At 63.0% G+C, this 17,700-nt stretch carries 17 protein-coding genes and 1 tRNA gene; 14 read left to right on the plus strand and 4 right to left on the minus strand.

Annotated features, from left to right (window positions below; translation table 11 throughout):
- The first annotated feature begins 62 nt into the window (after window positions 1–62).
- From JQ609_RS04410 to JQ609_RS04435, 6 genes are all read left to right on the plus strand, one after another.
- The gene (locus JQ609_RS04410) at window positions 63–1,019 is read left to right on the plus strand and encodes a hydroxymethylglutaryl-CoA lyase (protein ID WP_212272161.1); all 957 of its coding nucleotides are present in this window, start codon (window positions 63–65) and stop codon (window positions 1,017–1,019) included.
- A complete protein-coding gene (locus JQ609_RS04415; protein ID WP_249127641.1) occupies window positions 1,016–2,233 on the plus strand; it encodes a CaiB/BaiF CoA transferase family protein in 1,218 nt (405 codons plus the stop codon). Before JQ609_RS04410 ends, JQ609_RS04415 begins: the two co-directional genes overlap by 4 nt.
- A gap of 66 nt (window positions 2,234–2,299) precedes the next feature.
- A complete protein-coding gene (locus JQ609_RS04420) occupies window positions 2,300–3,298 on the plus strand; it encodes a tripartite tricarboxylate transporter substrate binding protein (RefSeq protein WP_212272162.1) in 999 nt (332 codons plus the stop codon).
- 8 nt (window positions 3,299–3,306) lie between these two features.
- Window positions 3,307–5,295, plus strand: coding sequence for an aconitase family protein (locus JQ609_RS04425; protein ID WP_212272163.1), 1,989 nt, complete (start codon window positions 3,307–3,309; stop codon window positions 5,293–5,295).
- Window positions 5,296–5,479: 184 nt separating this feature from the next.
- Window positions 5,480–6,706 (plus strand): CaiB/BaiF CoA-transferase family protein, encoded by a 1,227-nt coding sequence (locus JQ609_RS04430; RefSeq protein ID WP_212272164.1) that lies wholly within the window; start codon window positions 5,480–5,482, stop codon window positions 6,704–6,706.
- Window positions 6,707–6,899: 193 nt separating this feature from the next.
- Window positions 6,900–7,295: a RidA family protein gene (locus JQ609_RS04435; protein WP_212272165.1), complete on the plus strand. Its 396-nt coding sequence runs from the start codon at window positions 6,900–6,902 to the stop codon at window positions 7,293–7,295.
- Window position 7,296: 1 nt separating this feature from the next.
- Here JQ609_RS04435 and JQ609_RS04440 read toward each other — a convergent pair whose 3' ends face one another.
- Window positions 7,297–7,989 carry a TetR/AcrR family transcriptional regulator gene (locus JQ609_RS04440; RefSeq protein ID WP_212272166.1) on the minus strand — a complete coding sequence of 231 codons (693 nt, stop codon included), beginning with the start codon at window positions 7,987–7,989 and terminating at the stop codon, window positions 7,297–7,299.
- A 298-nt stretch (window positions 7,990–8,287) separates the two neighbouring features.
- Between JQ609_RS04440 and JQ609_RS04445 the strand changes: the two genes are divergently transcribed.
- The 4 genes from JQ609_RS04445 (at window position 8,288) to JQ609_RS04460 (ending at window position 12,169) form a co-directional block, all read left to right on the plus strand.
- A complete protein-coding gene (locus tag JQ609_RS04445) occupies window positions 8,288–9,520 on the plus strand; it encodes an acyl-CoA dehydrogenase family protein (protein ID WP_212207348.1) in 1,233 nt (410 codons plus the stop codon).
- A 64-nt stretch (window positions 9,521–9,584) separates the two neighbouring features.
- The gene (locus tag JQ609_RS04450; RefSeq protein WP_212272167.1) at window positions 9,585–10,643 is read left to right on the plus strand and encodes a phosphotransferase family protein; all 1,059 of its coding nucleotides are present in this window, start codon (window positions 9,585–9,587) and stop codon (window positions 10,641–10,643) included.
- A 173-nt stretch (window positions 10,644–10,816) separates the two neighbouring features.
- Window positions 10,817–11,728: a DMT family transporter gene (locus JQ609_RS04455; RefSeq protein ID WP_212272168.1), complete on the plus strand. Its 912-nt coding sequence runs from the start codon at window positions 10,817–10,819 to the stop codon at window positions 11,726–11,728.
- Between the two features lie 87 nt (window positions 11,729–11,815).
- On the plus strand, window positions 11,816–12,169 hold the full coding sequence (locus JQ609_RS04460) for an NIPSNAP family protein (protein ID WP_249127643.1): 354 nt from the start codon (window positions 11,816–11,818) through the stop codon (window positions 12,167–12,169).
- Between the two features lie 670 nt (window positions 12,170–12,839).
- On the opposite strand, the gene JQ609_RS04465 is transcribed toward JQ609_RS04460, so the two are convergent.
- Window positions 12,840–13,625 carry an SDR family NAD(P)-dependent oxidoreductase gene (locus JQ609_RS04465; RefSeq protein WP_212211812.1) on the minus strand — a complete coding sequence of 262 codons (786 nt, stop codon included), beginning with the start codon at window positions 13,623–13,625 and terminating at the stop codon, window positions 12,840–12,842.
- A 161-nt stretch (window positions 13,626–13,786) separates the two neighbouring features.
- Here JQ609_RS04465 and JQ609_RS04470 point away from each other — a divergent pair, with 161 nt between their 5' ends.
- Entirely contained in the window at window positions 13,787–14,497 is a 711-nt protein-coding gene (locus tag JQ609_RS04470) for a histidine phosphatase family protein (protein WP_212272169.1), read from the plus strand.
- A gap of 87 nt (window positions 14,498–14,584) precedes the next feature.
- A complete protein-coding gene (locus JQ609_RS04475) occupies window positions 14,585–15,352 on the plus strand; it encodes an SDR family NAD(P)-dependent oxidoreductase (protein ID WP_212211808.1) in 768 nt (255 codons plus the stop codon).
- Between the two features lie 41 nt (window positions 15,353–15,393).
- Here JQ609_RS04475 and JQ609_RS04480 read toward each other — a convergent pair whose 3' ends face one another.
- Window positions 15,394–16,617: a serine hydrolase gene (locus JQ609_RS04480; protein ID WP_212272170.1), complete on the minus strand. Its 1,224-nt coding sequence runs from the start codon at window positions 16,615–16,617 to the stop codon at window positions 15,394–15,396.
- Between the two features lie 176 nt (window positions 16,618–16,793).
- Here JQ609_RS04480 and JQ609_RS04485 point away from each other — a divergent pair.
- Window positions 16,794–16,869 (plus strand) — tRNA-Trp (locus JQ609_RS04485).
- Between the two features lie 60 nt (window positions 16,870–16,929).
- Here JQ609_RS04485 and JQ609_RS04490 read toward each other — a convergent pair.
- Complete coding sequence (locus JQ609_RS04490) at window positions 16,930–17,124, minus strand: hypothetical protein (protein ID WP_212211805.1); 195 nt, start codon at window positions 17,122–17,124, stop codon at window positions 16,930–16,932.
- Window positions 17,125–17,497: 373 nt separating this feature from the next.
- On the opposite strand from JQ609_RS04490, the gene secE reads away from it, so the two are divergent.
- Complete coding sequence (secE, locus tag JQ609_RS04495; RefSeq protein WP_212211803.1) at window positions 17,498–17,689, plus strand: preprotein translocase subunit SecE; 192 nt, start codon at window positions 17,498–17,500, stop codon at window positions 17,687–17,689.
- Window positions 17,690–17,700: the final 11 nt, after the last annotated feature.

Genomic DNA, 17,700 nt, shown 5'->3' on the forward strand with positions numbered 1-17,700 from the left:
TCAGATGTCTTGGGGCGCGGCAAGCTCACATCCAACAAGATCACCCGGAGGAGCCACGGCGCATGGACCTGCCGAACAGCGTCGTCATCAGCGAAGAGGGGCCTCGCGAAGGCTTTCAGATCGAGCAGGGCCCGATCGCGACCGCGGACAAGATCGCGCTGATCGACGCGCTTTCCAATTGCGGCCTGCGCCGGATCCAGATCGCCTCCTTCGTCAACGCCAAGCATGTTCCGGGTTGGGCCGACGCCGAGGCCGTGGTCGAGGGGTTCACCGCACGGCAAGGCGTCGAATACTCCGCGCTGTGGTTCAACGAGGGCGGATTGCGGCGCGCACTTGCGTTCGGCGGGAAGCTGACCCTTGCCGGGTTCATTTCGCTAAGCGCATCGGAAGCTTTCGCCATTAGAAATCTCAACCGCGATCGCGCCGGACAACTCGAAGCCATGCGCAAATATGTGGGCGTGCACCAGGAAGCGGGCGTGCCGATCGCCAAGATCATCGTCATGGCCGCCTTCGGCTGCAATTTCTCCGGCGACGTCTCGCCCACGACGGTCGTGGGGACGGTGGCGGACGGGCTAGCCGTCGCGCGCGAATTCGGCGTTGAGGTGCGGGATGTCGCGCTCGCGGATTCCATGGGCTGGGCGACGCCGCGCCGGGTCGCGGCCGCGGTCGGCGCCGTGCGTGACTGCTGGCCGGATTTGCGGATCGCCCTGCATCTGCATGACACGCGCGGGCAGGGTATCGCGTGCGCCTATGAGGGCCTGAGGCTCGGCGTGACCGCGTTCGATGCGGCGGTGGCGGGGCTCGGCGGCTGCCCGTTCGCCGGCCAGCCCGGAGCGCCCGGCAACATCGCCACCGAGGAGCTCGCGCTGCTGTGCGACGAGATGGGCATCGCCACCGGCCTCGACATCGAGGCGCTGATCGAGGCCGGGCGTCTCGCCGAGCGCATCGTCGGACACAGCCTGCCGAGCGCCGCGTTGCGATCGGGAACGCTCGCTGCATTCAGGAAAAGGGCTGCATGATGACGGCGTCCAGGCCGCTGGCGGGGTTGAAGGTGCTTGATTTCGGCCACACCATCATGGGCCCGTGCGCGGGCGTGCTGTTTGCCGATCTCGGCGCTGACGTCATCAAGATTGAGCCTGCCGGCGGCGATCCGACGCGGCGCCTGCCGGGCTTCGCCGCCGGATTCTTCGCGACCTATAATCGCAACAAGCGGTCGATCGCGATCGACCTGAAGCGGCCCGAGGGACAGGCGATCGTGCATCGGCTCGTTGGGGATGCTGACGTGGTGCTGGAGAACTTTGGGCCGGGAACCATCGAGCGGCTGAAATGCAGCTGGGAGGATCTGCGCCGGATCAATCCACGTCTGGTCTACCTTTCGATGAAGGGTTTTTTGAAAGGGCCGTACGAAAATCGCGGCGCGCTCGATGAAGTCGTGCAGATGCAGTCCGGCCTCGCCTACATGACGGGTCCGCCCGGCCGGCCACTCCGCGCTGGCGCGCCCGTGATCGACATTCTCGGCGGCGTATTTGGCGTGGTGGCTGCGCTGGCCGCGCTGCGCGAACGCGACGCGACGGGCGTCGGGCAGAAAGTTGCCAGTTCCCTGTTTGAAAGCGCGACCTTCATGCTCGGCGCCGTCGTCGTCGGCAGCGCGGTCATCGGCGGTCCGATGCCGCCGATGCCGGCACGCAAGAATGCCTGGGGCGTCTACGACGTTTTCACCGCGTCCGATGGCGGTCAGGTCTTCATCGGCTGCACTTCGGACGGCCACTGGCAGCGCTTCTGCGAAACGTTCGGCTTCGACGACTGGCGCGATGATATCAGGTTTGCAGGCAACGCCGCCCGCTGCGAAGCGCGCGAGTGGATGCTCCCCGAACTGGAACGGCGGATCGCGCGGCTGCCGCTCGGCGAAATCCTGGCAAAATGCGAAACGGCACGGGTGGCCTATTCGCGGGTCGGCCGGCCCGACGAATTGTCGACCGATCCGCATCTGCTTGACAATGGCGGGCTGCTTGCGACCGCCGTATCGGGACTAGGTGGCGGGCCGCTGGTCGGAATCCCGGCGCTGCCGGTCGAGTTCGGCGAAGCGCAGGAACGGCCCGGCCTCGATCGCCAGCCGCCGCGGATCGGCGAGCACACGGACGAGATTCTGCGGGCCGCCGGATATTCGGAGCGCGACATTGAGGATTTGCGTTCGGCCGGCGTGCTGGGCGCGGTCGCGAACGAGCCCGCATAAGAACGAACCAGAGCGCGGTGAATTCAACCGCACCTGGATAATGTGATCTCAGGGAGGAGGCGGAGCATGACATCCGGCAAACTGGTTCGAGGAAAAGCCCGCGCGCCGGGCGTCGTGGTGCTGGTTGCAATGGCGTTGGTTGCGACGGTGCTCGGCGCCAAGGCGCAGCCATATCCATCACGATCCCTGACAATCCTGGTGGGTTATTCCGCGGGCGGGCAGGCCGACGCGCTGGCCCGGATCATCGGCAAGCAACTCGGCGAGAACCTCAAAGTATCCGTCGTCATCGAAAACAAGACGGGTGCCAATGGCATGATCGCGGCGCAGGCGGCCGCACGCGCCGAGCCCGACGGATACACGATCCTCCTCGTGACGGACGCGATGGTCGCTATCGACCCGCACCTCGCCACCAGTAATCACTTCGACCTTTCGAAGGCAATGGAGCCGGTCGTCAACGTCATGTGGTCGCCGCTGCTGCTTGCCGCTGCCAACAATGTGCCGGCGAATTCGGTGGCCGAGCTGGTCGCGCTGGGCAAGCAAAAGACGCAGAATTTGAGTTTCGGCAGTCCTGGCAGTTCGACGCCGCATCGCCTCGCCGGCGAGATGCTGCAGAAGTACGGCGGCTTCACCATGACCCACATTCCCTACAAGGGAACGTCGGTTGCTGTGAACGATCTCCTGGGCGGGCAGATACCGCTGCTGTTTGGCGCACCGACGGCGGTGGAGCCGCTGGCGATGGCAGGCAAGATCAAGGTGCTCGGCGTCACGTCGGAAAAGCGATTCCCGTTGCTTCCCGACGTGCCGGCGATCAGCGAAACTTTTCCGGAGTTCAAGGTCATCAGCTATACCGGGTTCATGCTGCCAAAGAATACGCCGAAGGCGGTGATAGCCACCTTGAACAAGGAGATAAATCAGATCCTTGCAACGGAATCGATGCGCACCTGGCTGGATAAGCAGCGCATGGTCGCGCTCGGTGGCACGCCTGATGATTTCATGCGCCAGATCGAGGTCGACTATCAGGCACGCGGTGAACTCATCCGCGCTCTCGGCATCACCGCCGAATGAGAGGCGTCATGACATCGGAACCAGCCACACAGGTCCGCTTTGACGGCCGCATCCTGTTCCTCTCTGAAGACGCGGACGTGGTGGAAAGCCAGTTGCAAGGGACGGATGTCTCGCTGGCCGAGGCGCTGCCGCTGCGCAGCGACGTGTCGACCGACGAGATCACCCCGGCCGCGATCTGCTATTATTACGACGAGAAGCTCGGGGAATATCCCTATCTCGGCCTGAAATGCGGTCAGCGCCTCCCGGTATCTGCCGGCAGCGTCAAGGCCGGCGGGTTCGGCGTGACGGTGGCCGGGCGCCGCTACGGCAAGGGCTCGTCGCGCGAGGCCAGCCCCTATGCGGAATGGTGCGCCGGCATCAGGCTGGTGATCGCCGAAAGCTTCGAGCGCATCTACCGGCAGAACTGCCGTAATCTGGGCATCTACACCTCGACCGATTTCGCCTTGATCGAACGGATACGCCGCGGCGAGAGCATTTCCGTCAGCGAGTTTACCGAAGGCGAGGACGAACTCACCGCAGAACTCATTCGGCGCGGCGGGCTGTTCAAGCTGGCGCGCGCGCGAAAGGATGGCTGGTCGCCGGCCGTGCGCACCACCGCATCGCGGCCGATGACCTATGCCGAAAAGATCATCGCACGCGCATCCGCCGGCGATTCGGCGGCGGTTCGCCCCGGGCAAGCCGTCTTCGCACGGGCGGACTGGCGCTATGCGCACGAATACGTAACGCCGATGTGCGTCAGCTTTCTCGCGCGGGAAATGGGCGAGGGCCCGATCACGCTGCACGATCGCGCGAGCATCGTCTGCTTCGGTGATCACTTGCCCTTCATCCACCAGACCATGGCGCCCGAGCGGCGCGCCCGCGGCCTGCTCGAAGCCGCGCAGGCATTGGCCAGGGTGCAGCAGCAATTCTGCGAGACGCATGGGGTGCGCCTGCACGGCTATCTTGCTGACCGTGACGGCTCGGAAGGCATCAGCCACTCGATCATGGCGGAGCGTTACGTGAAGCCGGGTCAGCTGGTCGTCGGCACGGATTCCCATACGCCGCATTGCGGTGCCCTGGGAGCATTGGCGTTCGGCATCGGCACGACCGAAATGGCCAACGCGTGGATGACGGGAGAGGTGCGTGTCGAGGTACCCCGGACATGCCGTGTGCGGCTGAGCGGCCGCCTTCCGGCCGGCGTCGAGGCGAAGGATATCGTTCTGCACCTCTTGCGTTTGCCCTACGTGCGCGAGGGACGTGCGATCGGCCAGATGTTCGAGTATTGCGGCGAAGCGCTGTCAAACCTGTCTACCGACGAGCGTGCGACGCTGACCAACATGGTGGCGGAAATCGGCGGCTTCAGCGCTATCGTCGTGCCCGATGCGGAGACGCAGCGCTTTGTCAGGGAGCGCCGCGGCATCGATCTGCAGCTCGAGCCATGGATGTGCAGCGACGAAGGGGCCGAACTGGCTCACCTCATCGAGATCGAGTGCGACAGGCTCGAGCCGATGCTGGCGAGGCCCGGCGATCCCGGTCGCGGCGTTGCCATATCGGAACTGGCGGAGACGGTGGGGATCGATATCGCCTATGGCGGCTCGTGCACAGGCGGCAAGCGCGAGGATTTGCTGCATTACCACGCCGTGCTCGATTGGGCGGCGCAGCGCGGCATGCGGGTCGCTGCCGGCACACGCTTCTTTCTCCAGTTCGGCAGCCAGGATGTCCGTGACTTCTGCGTTCAAAGCGGAATGCTTGACGTGTTTGAACGCGTGGGTGTCGAACTGGTCGAGCCGGGATGTGGCGCCTGTGTGAATGCCGGTCCCGGCGTCTCCGAGCGCGCCGATCAGGTGACGGTAAGCGCGATCAACCGCAATTTTCCAGGCCGCTCCGGGCCCGGGCAAGTCTGGCTGGCGAGCCCGTCCACAGTCGCGGCCAGTGCGATTGCCGGTCGGATCGTGAGCTTTCGGCAATTGCGTGCACTGAAAGCAGGGGAAGGCGATACGGTGCCGGACGGCCGATAATTCGTTTTGCACGCTCCTCCAGGCACCCCACCTCGACTTCCGCTCGGCGCGCCACAAGCCAGCAAACGGATACCTGCATGCCGCCAATGCAGGGCTCATGGCCGCAAAATAGTGTATCCGCTGGGCATCGCGCGCCGGGGGGACATTCCGGCGCCATCAAAGCAAAAGTTTCGGAGGAAGTTTCATGTCGGCTCTGCCACTCAAAGGCATCAAGGTTTTGGACCTCACGCGGGTGCTGGCGGGGCCGTTGTCGGCGCAGATGCTGGGCGATCTCGGGGCCGAGGTGATCAAGATCGAGCGTCCCGGCGGCGGCGACGATGCGCGCGCCTTCGGCCCGCCTTACCTGCAAGACCCCGAGGGCAAGGCGAACAACAACAACTCGTTCTATCTGTGCGCCAACCGCAACAAGAAGTCGGTCACCGTCAACATCGCCTCGCCGGAAGGCCAGGACATCATCCGCGAGCTCGCAAAATCCTGCGACGTGATGATGGAGAATTACAAGGTCGGCGACCTCAAGCGCTACCGGCTGGATTATGAATCGATCAAGGCGATCAATCCCGGCATCATCTATTGCTCGGTGACCGGTTTCGGCCAGACCGGCCCTTACGCGCCGCGCGCCGGCTACGACGCCATCCTGCAGGCGATGGGCGGCCTGATGAGCGTTACCGGTCATATCGACGGCGAGCCCGGCGAGGGGCCGATGAAGGTCGGCCCCTCCATCGTCGACTATATGACGGGCATGAACACGTCCATTGGCATTCTCTCCGCGCTCTATCACCGCAAGGTCAATGGTGGGGAGGGGCAGCATGTCGACGTCTGCCTGTTCGACACCGTGATCGCCTCGCTGTCGCATTGGCTGCAGATCTACCTCGTCAACGGTGTGACTCCGCCGCGGCGCGGCACCTGGGGCAATGGCGGCATGCCGGCCGGCGTGTTCCGAGCCACCGACGGCGAATTGATGCTGGTGGTCGGCAATGACGGCCAGTTCGCGCGCACCTGCGCCGTGCTGGGCGCGCCGGAGCTCGCGACCGATCCAAGGTTCCTCAAGAACAACGACCGCGTCGTGCACGGCAAGGAGATCATGGCGATCTTCGCAGGCCTGTTCCTGAAGAAGCCGGTGGCGTACTGGCTGGACGAGCTGGAGAAGGCCGGCGTGCCCTCTGGCCCGATCAACAATTTCGAGCAGGTGTTTGCAGATCCGCACGTCCAGTCGCGCGGCATGCGGGTCAAGGTCGAGCATCCCTTCGAGCCGGAACTGTCGCTGATCCGCAACGCCATCACCTTCTCCGGCACGCCGGTGAAGGACTATCGCGCGCCGCCGCTCTTGGGCGCGCACACCAGGGAAGTGCTGGCGACGATCGGCTATGATGACGCCAAGGTCGAGGCGCTGAAGGCGCAGAAGATCGTCTAGAGCCTTTTCCGTTCCGATGGAATCGGAACGGGGCTCTAGATTCTTGATTTGACGCGTTTTCTTGACGCGAACCGGTGTCCACTTCGCTGGAAAACGCTCTGGCGAAACAGCAACACTTCGATCATCTTCGAAGCATGATCGCGGCGGAAGACGTTAGTCTTGCGCCGTCGATCCGCCAATCGAAGGTGATGCCATGAAACGGGAAGCGCTCCGGGTCGAGCCGATCTCCTCTTATCTCGAGAAGTGGGGCGCGCCTCCGGCATCGCCGGTGACGCGCGCCGGCAACATGATCTTTGTCTCGGGCCTGCCGCCATTCGATCCGCAGACCGGCGAGATCATCGCCGTGCCGATCGAGCGCCAGACCGAACTCGTGCTCGAGCAGATGAAGCGTTGCCTGGAGGCCGCGGGCGCATCGCTGGACAACGTGATGAAGTGCAACATCTACTGCACCTCGGCCAGGCACTTTGCGGCCGTCAATTCGGTCTACCGGCGTTATTTTCCAGAGGACCCGCCGGCCCGCATCTTCGTTTGCATCCCGGAATGGACCGGGCCGTTCGATATCGAGATCGACTGCGTGGCGATGACGTAGCTCACAAATCCTGCCGGGTCAGCCGGCCATATGGCGGCGCCATTGAGCGGGCGGGCGCTTTCCTGGCGGGTTCGCCGCCGGTCAGCGCCATCACCGACACCGTGACCACGCGTTCGACGATTGCATTCACGTCGTTGAGGTCGCATTGGCCTTCCGACAGCTTTGTCAGCCGCTCTTTTTCCCTGATCGTGTGGTGCGACATCGCCAGCGCAAAGTGCAGGCCCCAATAGAGCTCGGCGTCGTCGCGGCCGGGCAGGGAGCGGCGCATCGCGGCGACGAATTTCCGCAGATGATCGACCTCGCGATTCTTGATGCGGCGGATCGGCGGCACCGACTCGATCGAGGCGCGGATCATGAAGCGGGCCGCGGTGGAGCCTTCGCGGTCCGGGCCGAGGCAGCCGCGCAAGGTCGGTCCGACCAGCGCGTGCATGATGGCCTCGATCGAGGCGCGGCCGCCGCCGGCTTCCTCGGCCGCCTTCAAATCGTTGAGCCGCTCGCGGTTGGTGGCGAGGCTGCGGGTCACGAACAGTTCCGCGATCAACTCGTCCTTGGAACCGAAATGATAATTCACCGCGGCGAGATTGACGTTCGCCTCGGCAACGATGTCGCGCAGCGTCACATCGCCGAAGCCGCGATCGGCGTAGAGCCGTTCGGCGGCGGCGAGGATGGCGGAGCGGGTATGATCGGACGCCATAGCTTCACGCCTTTTTCCGGTCATTCCGGGGCGCGCGAAGCGCGAACCCGGAATCTCGATCCTGCAATCTCGCTCCTGCCATCTCTGGATTCCGGGTTCAGCCCTGCGGGCTGCCCCGGAATGACCAAAAATGGGGGAGTTGCATTTCAAACGTGTGTATGAAACTATCGTTTGAAGGGCAAAAGTCAATCCGTCTCCGCTTCCAGCGCCGGCAAATCTCTTGCGGCGGGGGAGCGGCGGGCAGACAGTGCCGCCAAAGCTTTCAAAGCCAGCGAATATCCAAGGAAGGGAGCGTCCCATGGACTTCAATATGTCAGAACGCCAGACCGAATGGCTCAACCGCGTTCGTTCGTTCATGAAAACGCATGTTCGGCCCGCGGTGCCGATCTACGACAAGCAGGATGCAGAGGGGCCGCGCTGGAAGGTGATCCCGATCCTCGAGGATCTGAAGAAGAAGGCCAAGGCCGAAGGCCTCTGGAACATGTTCATGCCGCCGAACGCGCATGAGGACGACGAATTCCGCGGCGCGGGATTGACCAACCTCGAATATGCGTTGCTGTCGGAAGAGATGGGCCGCATCTCCTGGGCTTCGGAGGTGTTCAATTGTTCCGCCCCGGATACCGGTAACATGGAAGTGTTCATCCGCTACGGCACCAAGGAGCAGAAGCGGAAGTGGCTGCGGCCGCTGATGGACGGTGAAATCCGTTCCGCCTTCCTGATGACCGAGCCCGCGGTGGCGTCATCGGACGCGACCAACATCGAAACGCGCATCGAAAAGGATGGCGACCACTACGTCATCAACGGCCGCAAATGGTGGTCGTCAGGCGTCGGCGACCCCCGCTGCAAGATCGCGATCCTGATGGGCAAGACCGATCCGAGCGCGGCGAAACACAAGGCGCAGTCGCAGATCCTGGTTCCGCTCGATACCCCCGGCATCAAGGTCGAGAAAATGCTTCCGGTGTTCGGCTATGACGATGCGCCGCACGGCCACGCCCAGGTGCTGCTGGAAAACGTTCGCGTGCCTGCGGAAAACATCCTGCTCGGCGAGGGCCGCGGCTTCGAGATCGCGCAGGGCCGTCTTGGTCCGGGCCGCATCCATCACTGCATGCGCACCATCGGCAAGGCCGAGGAGGCGCTTGAGAAGATGGTGAAGCGGCTGGCCTCGCGCACCGCGTTCGGCAAGAAGATCATCGAGCACTCGGTGTGGGAACAGCGTATCGGCGAAGCGCGCGCCGACATCGAGATGAATCGCCTGCTGTGCCTCAAGGCTGCCGACATGATGGACAAGGTCGGCAACAAGACTGCACAGGCCGAGATCGCAATGATCAAGGTCACCGCGCCCAACATGGCGTTGAAGATCATCGACAATGCCATCCAGGCCTATGGCGGCGGCGGTGTCTCCGACGAAGCCGGCCTGGCGAAGGATTATGCCCATATCCGTACGCTCCGCCTGGCTGACGGTCCGGACGAGGTGCATAATCGCGCCATTGCCAGACTTGAACTTCGGAAGTATGCAAACACGTCGCACTAATTAACGGGAACGCTTCAGATGGCGCTCTCCAAAGGAAACTAAGAAATCTCAAGGGAGCGTCATCGTGGCGGACGGCGTCAGGAAAGACGAAGAGTTTTCAGGCACCAAGGAAGTCGAGGAGCGTCATCGCATCGATGAGAAGCGCCTCGATGCGTGGATGCGCGAAAACATTGAAGGCTATCAGGGACCGCTGACCGTCCTGCAGTTCAAGGGCGGCCAGTCCAACCCGACCTACCGGCTCGATACGCCCGGACGATCCTACGTGATGCGCCGCAGGCCGTTCGGCAAATTGCTGCCGTCGGCGCATGCGGTGGATCGCGAATTCCGCGTCATCGCCGCGCTGAGCAAGCAGGGCTTTCCGGTTGCGAAGGCCTATGCGCTCTGCACCGACGACGGCGTGATCGGCTCGGCGTTCTACATCATGTCGATGGAAGAGGGCCGGGTGCTGTGGGATCCCACGCTGCCGACCCAGACGCCGGGCGACCGCTACAAGATTTTCACCAGCAAGATCGAGACACTGGCGAAATTGCATCTGTTCGATCCGCAGGCCATCGGCCTCGGTGATTTCGGCAAGCCCGGCAATTATTTTGCGCGGCAGGTCGATCGCTGGACCAAGCAATACCGCGCCTCCGAGACCCAGCACATTCCGGAATTCGAAAAGCTCGCCGAATGGCTGCCGAAGACCGTGCCGGAGCAGAAGCGCGTTTCCATCGTCCACGGCGACTACCGCCTCGACAATATGATCTTCCATTCGACCGAACCGCGCGTGCAGGCGGTGCTGGACTGGGAATTGTCGACGCTCGGCGATCCCATGGCCGACTTCACTTACCTCCTGATGCAATGGACCATGCCGGGCCTCGCCAACGCCGATCTCAAGGCGCTGAACATCCCGAGCATGGAAGCGGCCGCGCAGATCTACTGCAACGTAACCGGTACCGAGGTCCCCGACCTGAACTGGTATTTCTCCTACAACCTGTTCCGCCTTGCCGGCATCACGCAGGGTATTGCAGGCCGGATCCGCGACGGCACCGCGGCCAATGCCAAGGCCATCGAGTCGGCGAAGCGCACGGTGCCGCTGTCGCAGGCCTCCTGGGAATACGCGCAGAAGGCCGGCGCGAAATAATTTGCAACATGGCGCGGTCCATCCGGATCGCGCCATGTTTCATTCATTGCATCCGCAGGGTGGGCAAAAGGCGCGTCAGCGCCGTGCCCACCATTTCTCCAGATCGTTGTTGCTACTGGTGGGCACGAAGTCGCTTTGCCCACCCTACGATCCACGATTCACCGGAATCCATCTTGGCTCTCTCCCCAAATATCCGCGGCAGCCTGATCATGGCCACCGCCATGGCCGCCTTCACGATCAACGACTCCATCACCAAGGCGGTGTCGGCGGAAATCAATTTCGGCCAGGTGATGCTGGTGCGTGGCCTGTTCGCGATCGTGCTGGTCGCAGCGCTCGCGTTCCATCAGCGTGCGTTGCGCCCGCTGCGCACGGTGATGACCGCGCCGGTCGCGCTGCGCGTCGTCGGCGAGGTCGGAGGCACGATCTCGTTCATGGCGGCGCTCACCCATCTGCCGCTGGCCAATACGTCGGCGATCTTTCAGGCCTTGCCGCTCGCCATCACACTCGGCGCGGCGCTGGTGTTTCGCGAGCCGGTCGGCTGGCGGCGCTGGCTGGCGATCGCGGCCGGTTTTGTCGGCATGCTCATCATCGTGCGGCCGGGAATTGCAGGCTTCAACCAGTTTTCGCTGCTGGCGCTGGTCTCGGTGGCGTTCTGCGCCCTGCGCGATCTCTCGACCAGGAAAATTCCTGAGAAAATTCCCTCGCTGTTCATCACGCTGTTGATGACGGTGACCGTGACATCGGCCGGCGCGGTCATCCTGTTTCCGCTCGGCGGCTGGACCCCGCCGTCCAATCATGCGCTGGGTATGCTGGCGCTGGCGGCGGTGCTGGTGCTGATCGGCTATCAATGCATGATCGTGGCGCTGCGATCGGGCGATATCTCGGCGGTGGCGCCGTTCCGCTATTCGGCGCTGCTGTGGGCCATGCTGCTCGGCTATTTCATGTTCGGCGACAAGCCTGACGGCATGATGCTAACAGGCGCCGCGATCATCGTCTCGTCCGGCCTCTATGCTTTCTACCGCGAACGGGTCCGCGCGCGCCCGGTGGCGGCAACCACGTCAGGCATCCCGCCCGACGGGCTGTGAGCTTCGTATCCTTTGTTGATGGCATTCATTGCGGCAGGGGATTTGACAGAAGACGCCGAGGCCATATCTCTCGATGAGGGAGAGGCCATGATGATCCAGCAACTGCGCATCTACGAGATATTCGAAAACAACAAGGCCGCGTTCCACGCGCGATTCCGCGATCACGCGGCGCGTATCATGCGCAACCGATACGGCTTTCGCATCGTCGCGATGTGGGAAACCAAATTCGGTGACAGAACCGAATTTGCCTATCTGCTGGAATGGCCCGACGAGGCGAGCAGGATTGCGGCATGGTCGGCCTTCATGGCGGATGCCGAATGGTCCGAAATCAAGCGCGTGACGCACGCGGAGCACGGTCGGATGGTCGGGCAGATCGAGGATCGCTGGCTGGTGCCGGTGGATTATTCGCCGGCGAAAGGGAGTTTGCTGTCGGCTTCCTGACACGCGCTACTGCGCTCTGACGGCGGATGGATTGCTCGCGCTGCGACAAATTAACCCGACGGGCAAAATTCCGCTTTCCTCGTCGGGCAAATCAGCGGTTTGAATTGTCGCGTCCCGCCCGACAAGAGGGGCGTGCGCACGTCACGAACGCGCGGCGGGATGCGGTGGACGCTGGTTCACGTCTGACGACGGCGTGGATTTAGCGTACGGCAAAACCGTGTGGTCCTGGCGCCCGTTGCAGGCGTCAAGCTGTCGGAGAAGCGCAAGCGGAAACGATAGCGACGGAGTCAACCCAGAACTCGTCTCCGGGGAGATCACGGCATAAGCCGTAAAGCCATTGCGCAGGGAAGGCCGGGTGTTCTCCGCTGCCCTGTATGCTCGTGTGCAGCCTACTTAGTGCTAACCGCACACGGGACCGCGGGTGCAGCGCGCACCCGGTCTTCCCTGCGCCCTCTGTTTGAAGAGGGCAAGGAATTTCGGGCAAAGCTCGGGCGCAATGTGTCGCGAGAATGCGGCCACATATTCAGTTGTCGTCACCCGCGAAGGCGGGTGATCCAGTATTCCAGAGACGACAATGATAGACCCGAGAAGCCGCGGCGTACTGGGTCCCCCGCTTTCGCGGAGGACGACAGTCGCGGGTTGGAAGCGATGCGGCTCCCTAAAAAACCAACTAAACCGGCTTGCCCGTATACGGCATCGACGCCGTCAAGCCGCCGTCGACCGGGATCGCCTGGCCGTTGACGTAGGACGCGTCGTCACTCGCAAGGAACAGTCCCATTGCCGCGAGTTCATGCGGCTGCCCGGCGCGCTTCAGCGGATTGAGCTGGCCGATCTTGCCGTCGGTGCCGCGCTGTTTGGCGTTGTCGAAGATCGGCTTGGTCATGCCGGTTTCGATCAGGCCGGGGCACACCGCATTGATGCGCACGCCGGTGCCGGACAGCGAATAGGCCGTGGTCTGCACCAGGCTGATGACGCCGGCCTTGCTCGCGCCATAGGGATGTCCGCTGGCGCCGGCCTTGAGACCTGCGACGGAAGCGGTGCAGACGATCGAGCCCGACTTCTGCCTGATCATGTGCGGCATCGAATGCTTGATCGCGAGGAACGGTCCGATCAGGTTGATGCGCAGCACCTCCTGCCAATGCTCCACGGTCTGTTCGGGAATCGGAACCAGTCCGCCGCTGACGCCGGCATTGGCCCAGATCGCATCGAGCTTGCCGTATTTCGAGACCGCCTTGTCGATAAAGGCCTTCACGTCGGCTTCCGATCCCGCATCCGCCATCACGGCTTCGACAATGCCGCCGGCGTCGCTGACGAGCTTTGCGGTTTCGTTCACCGCTTCGCTGCGATCGACCGCAATCAGTTTTGCGCCTTCCCTGGTGAACAACAAGGAGGCCGCGCGCCCGATTCCGCTGCCTGCGCCGGTGATGATGACGGATTTGCCTTCGAGGCGGCCCATGAAGTTTCTCCCTGGAGTATACAAGGTCGGCGTCTGCCGCCTTGCGGAATTTCAAACAAGTTTTCAAACGCTCAAGAACGTCGAAGTGACTTGAGGCGGTGCGTGCTCTGACGTACAGCGACATCAAAGACGATTGCAAACACTATTGAGGGACTTTGGCGATGTCCAATCCAGGCAAACCGAACGAGGTCACGACGCGCTGGTGGTGGGTGCGGCACGCGCCGGTCCGCGAAGACGGCGGCTGCATCTACGGGCAGAAGGATCTGGGCTGCGACACCAGTGACCGCGTGGTGTTTGACGCAGTCGGAAAAATCCTGCCGCGGGGCGCGGTGTGGTATGCAAGCAACCTGAAGCGCACGCATCAGACCGCGGACGCGATCTGGGCCGCCGGATTTCCGAAACCCGCGGAGATGCCGCACATCAAGGACTTTGCCGAACAGCATCTCGGCGAATGGCAGGGCATGAATCGCGCGGCGTTTCTGGCCAGCCGTCCTACCGGTTCTCATTGGTTCGCGGCGATCGACGAAGCAGCACCCGGCGGCGAAAGTTTTATGGATCTCTACAACCGTGTCTGCGGCGCGATCGAGCGCATCACGATTGAGCATGCCGGCAAGGACGTGATTGCCGTGACTCATGGCGGAACGATCAAGGCCGCGGTCGGTCTTGCGCTGGGCGGTCAACCCGACAAGGGCCTCGCCTTCGATATCGACAACGTATCGGTGACGCGGCTCGATCACATCGCAACCGGAAGCCATTCGATCTGGCGGCTACCGATGGTCAACCAACAGCCATGGATTGCCGACCCCTCGCACAATGCGATGCATCAGCCGGCCGGGCCGGAGGTCGTTCCGCCTGCGACAAAGCTTGCTTGAGCGTTGTCGAATACCTCAAAGGCTGCTTAGCTTGAATTCGAAAAACGAGAACCGGCTTGCGGCCGGACCAACATTTGGGAGAGAGACATGAGCTTGTTCGATATGAAGGGCAAAGTCGCCGTCATCACCGGCTCCACGCGCGGCATCGGGCTTGCCATCGCCGAGCGGATGGCCGAGCACGGCGCCAAGGTCGTGATCTCCTCGCGCAAGCAGGACGTCTGCGATTCCGTCACCAAATCGATCAACGAAAAATTCGGCAAGGGCACGGCGGTCTCGATCGCGGCGAATATTTCGAGCAAGGAAAACCTGCAAAACCTCGTCGATGAATCCAACCGCGCCTTCGGCAAAATCGACGTGCTGGTCTGCAACGCGGCGTCCAATCCCTACTACGGTCCGCTCGGCGGCATCTCCGACGATCAGTTCCGCAAGATCCTGGACAACAACATCGTCGCCAACAACTGGCTGATCAACATGGTCGTGCCGCAGATGATCGAACGCAAGGACGGCTCGATCATCATCGTGTCTTCGATCGGCGGCCTGAAGGGTTCGACCGTGCTCGGCGCCTATGCGATCTCGAAGGCCGCCGACATGCAGCTCGCGCGCAACCTCGCCTGCGAATACGGCAAGCACAACATCCGCGTGAACTGCATCGCGCCCGGCCTGATCAAGACCGATTTTGCCAAGGCGCTGTGGGACAATCCGGAAACGCTAAAGGCCTCGACCGCGCGCTCGCCGCTGCTGCGCATCGGCACTCCCGACGAGATCGCCGGCGCCGCCGTGTTCATGGGATCGGCGGCCGGCGACTTCATGACCGGCCAGACGATTGTGATTGATGGCGGGGCGACGATCAGTTGATCTCTATCTCGTCGTCCCGGCTCAAGGCCGGGACGACGGGATTATTCCACCGCCGCATACACCAGGTTACGCAACATCGTGCGGATGTATTCCCGCTGGCCCGGGCCCTGCATCATGAACACCGCGAACAGGTCCTCCTTCGGGTCGATCCAGAAGAAGGTCCCGGCCATCCCGCTCCAGAAGAAGTTGCCGCGCGAGCCCGGGAACGGCGCCATGCCGTCATGGGTGCGGACCGCGAAGCCAAGGCCAAAGCCGTGGCCGGCCGGCATCAAGGGCGAGTTGACCTTGACTGACGGGGCGAGGTGATCGGACGCCATCAGTTCCAGCGTCTTGCGGCCGACGATCCTGATGCCATCGAGCGTGCCGCCGCTCAGCAGCATCTGGCTGAAGCGGGCATAGTCCATCGTGGTCGACACCAGCCCGCCGCCGCCGGATTCCATCACCGGCTTCTCGAGCATGTTGAAGAGCTGGACCTTGTCGCCGTTCCAGGGATCGGACGGGAACGCCTCGGCCAGCCGGCCGGCGTTTTCCTCAGCCGTGTGGAACGCGGTCTCGGCCATCTGCAGCGGCGCCAGGATCCGCTCGGTCAGGAAGGCGCCGAGCGACTTGCCGGAGATGACTTCGATGATGCGGCCGAGGATGTCGGTGGAGCGGCTGTAATTCCATTCCGCGCCGGGCTGGCAGATCAGCGGCATGCTCGCGACCATGACAGCATGTTCGGCATTGGTGATCTTGCGGCTGCGCAGCCGCGACTGTTGATAGAGCTGTTGCACCAGTCCGTTGCCGGTATGGTCGTAAGTGATGCCCGAAGTGTGGCGCAGCAAATCCTGCACCGTCATCGGCCGCTTCAACGGCACCAGATCGAGCTGGCCGGTGCGCTCGACGCCGACCTTCTGGGTGGCGAATTCGGGGATGAATTTGGCGACGGGATCGCTGAGCAGGAAGTGGCCGTCCTCGATCAGCATCATGATGCCAACCGAAACGATCGGCTTGGTCATGGAGAAGATGCGGAAGATGCTGTCCTTCGCCATCGGCGCGGAAGAAGCGGGCGCCTGCCGGCCGATCGCGTCGAACCAGCCGATCTGGCCGCGGCGGGCCACCAGCACGGTCGCGCCCGGCAGGGTTCCCTTGTCGACCTCGCGCTTGAAGGCGTCCGACATCCGCTGCAGGCGGGCACTGGACAACCCGATTTGTTCCGGCTTGGCGTGGGGGAGGGATGGGGTCTGCGGGGCGGCGGCGTGTTTGGGGGCAGTCTGCGCGTTCATGGTCTCTCCCGATTGCTCTTGTTGTTATGGCAGGGAGGGGAAGTTTGGCGCAGAACCCTTGACTTGAACAGGGCGGTGACCGATTTCCAGAGGGCCGCGCGCGGCTTCGCCCTTGCAATCGGGGCATGGCCTATGCTTGAAACGGGCCGAAACCGGCGGCGACGCATGGTTTGCGTAGGGGTGTAGCTCAGTTGGTAGAGTACCGGTCTCCAAAACCGGTTGTCGCAGGTTCGAGCCCTGCCGCCCCTGCCAGCTAAATCAAGGACTTGTAAATCTAAAGGCTTGGTCGAGGTTCCTGCCGCCGGTCCCGAACTAGCCGAAGAACCCCACGACGATCGCCATGTCCGAAGTCGCGGGCGCGAGGCCGCGCAGATTCGCGTCAATCACGCGCCGGCAGGCATCGATGGTGACGGTATCGCCGAGGTCGTTGGCCGCGTCGAGAACGCTCCAGGCGATGTCACCTGCAGGTCCGTCCTGGCCGGTCTGGTGTTGGCTGAGCAGCGACATCGTCACCTCATGGTCCATCAAGGGGACGGTCAGGATGGCGGGGAGCCTTTAAGAACCAGACCACGCTCTGATTCGGATTTGAGGCGCGCCCGCTACCTGCGGTTAACCAAGGGCCTTCGGTCCGGCCCGGGCCGTTCAGCCGGCCCGGGGGCCTCCCGCCGGCCGGCGGATACCTTGACCTTTTGCCCGACTGGCAGTAGATACCCGCCACCTGCTGTCGGCCCGTTATGCGGATATCCGGCGCGGCTTTTGAAATCCCCCGAACAATCGAGCCCGCATGGCGGCTCATCCTTCGAGAGAGGGCTGGGCGCTAGAGGGCTGTTCGGATTCACTTAAATTCAGAAATTCGTCTCAAAGGACGCGGTACCCAACGATGGCTATCAGCCCGTTCAAGTTCCTGCAGGAAGTGCGTTCGGAGACCGCCAAGGTCACCTGGCCGACCCGCCGCGAAGTGACCATCACCACCATCATGGTGTTCATCATGGTGGCGCTGGCTTCGATCTTCTTCTTCGCCGCGGATATGATCATCCGCTATCTCATTACCTTCCTGCTGGGCGTCCACTGATGAGCACCGGA

It is taken from the genome of Bradyrhizobium sp. AUGA SZCCT0169 (assembly GCF_018130085.1).
GTDB lineage: Bacteria > Pseudomonadota > Alphaproteobacteria > Rhizobiales > Xanthobacteraceae > Bradyrhizobium.

Coding starts and splice junctions, on each gene's coding strand:
- JQ609_RS04410 (WP_212272161.1), top strand. CDS start 63: ATGGACCTGCCGAACAGCGTCGTCATCAGCGAAGAGGGGCCTCGCGAA.
- JQ609_RS04415 (WP_249127641.1), top strand. CDS start 1,016: ATGATGACGGCGTCCAGGCCGCTGGCGGGGTTGAAGGTGCTTGATTTC.
- JQ609_RS04420 (WP_212272162.1), top strand. CDS start 2,300: ATGACATCCGGCAAACTGGTTCGAGGAAAAGCCCGCGCGCCGGGCGTC.
- JQ609_RS04425 (WP_212272163.1), top strand. CDS start 3,307: ATGACATCGGAACCAGCCACACAGGTCCGCTTTGACGGCCGCATCCTG.
- JQ609_RS04430 (WP_212272164.1), top strand. CDS start 5,480: ATGTCGGCTCTGCCACTCAAAGGCATCAAGGTTTTGGACCTCACGCGG.
- JQ609_RS04435 (WP_212272165.1), top strand. CDS start 6,900: ATGAAACGGGAAGCGCTCCGGGTCGAGCCGATCTCCTCTTATCTCGAG.
- JQ609_RS04440 (WP_212272166.1), bottom strand. CDS start 7,989: ATGGCGTCCGATCATACCCGCTCCGCCATCCTCGCCGCCGCCGAACGG.
- JQ609_RS04445 (WP_212207348.1), top strand. CDS start 8,288: ATGGACTTCAATATGTCAGAACGCCAGACCGAATGGCTCAACCGCGTT.
- JQ609_RS04460 (WP_249127643.1), top strand. CDS start 11,816: ATGATGATCCAGCAACTGCGCATCTACGAGATATTCGAAAACAACAAG.
- JQ609_RS04465 (WP_212211812.1), bottom strand. CDS start 13,625: ATGGGCCGCCTCGAAGGCAAATCCGTCATCATCACCGGCGCAGGCAGC.
- JQ609_RS04470 (WP_212272169.1), top strand. CDS start 13,787: ATGTCCAATCCAGGCAAACCGAACGAGGTCACGACGCGCTGGTGGTGG.
- JQ609_RS04475 (WP_212211808.1), top strand. CDS start 14,585: ATGAGCTTGTTCGATATGAAGGGCAAAGTCGCCGTCATCACCGGCTCC.
- JQ609_RS04480 (WP_212272170.1), bottom strand. CDS start 16,617: ATGAACGCGCAGACTGCCCCCAAACACGCCGCCGCCCCGCAGACCCCA.
- JQ609_RS04490 (WP_212211805.1), bottom strand. CDS start 17,124: ATGTCGCTGCTCAGCCAACACCAGACCGGCCAGGACGGACCTGCAGGT.
- secE (WP_212211803.1), top strand. CDS start 17,498: ATGGCTATCAGCCCGTTCAAGTTCCTGCAGGAAGTGCGTTCGGAGACC.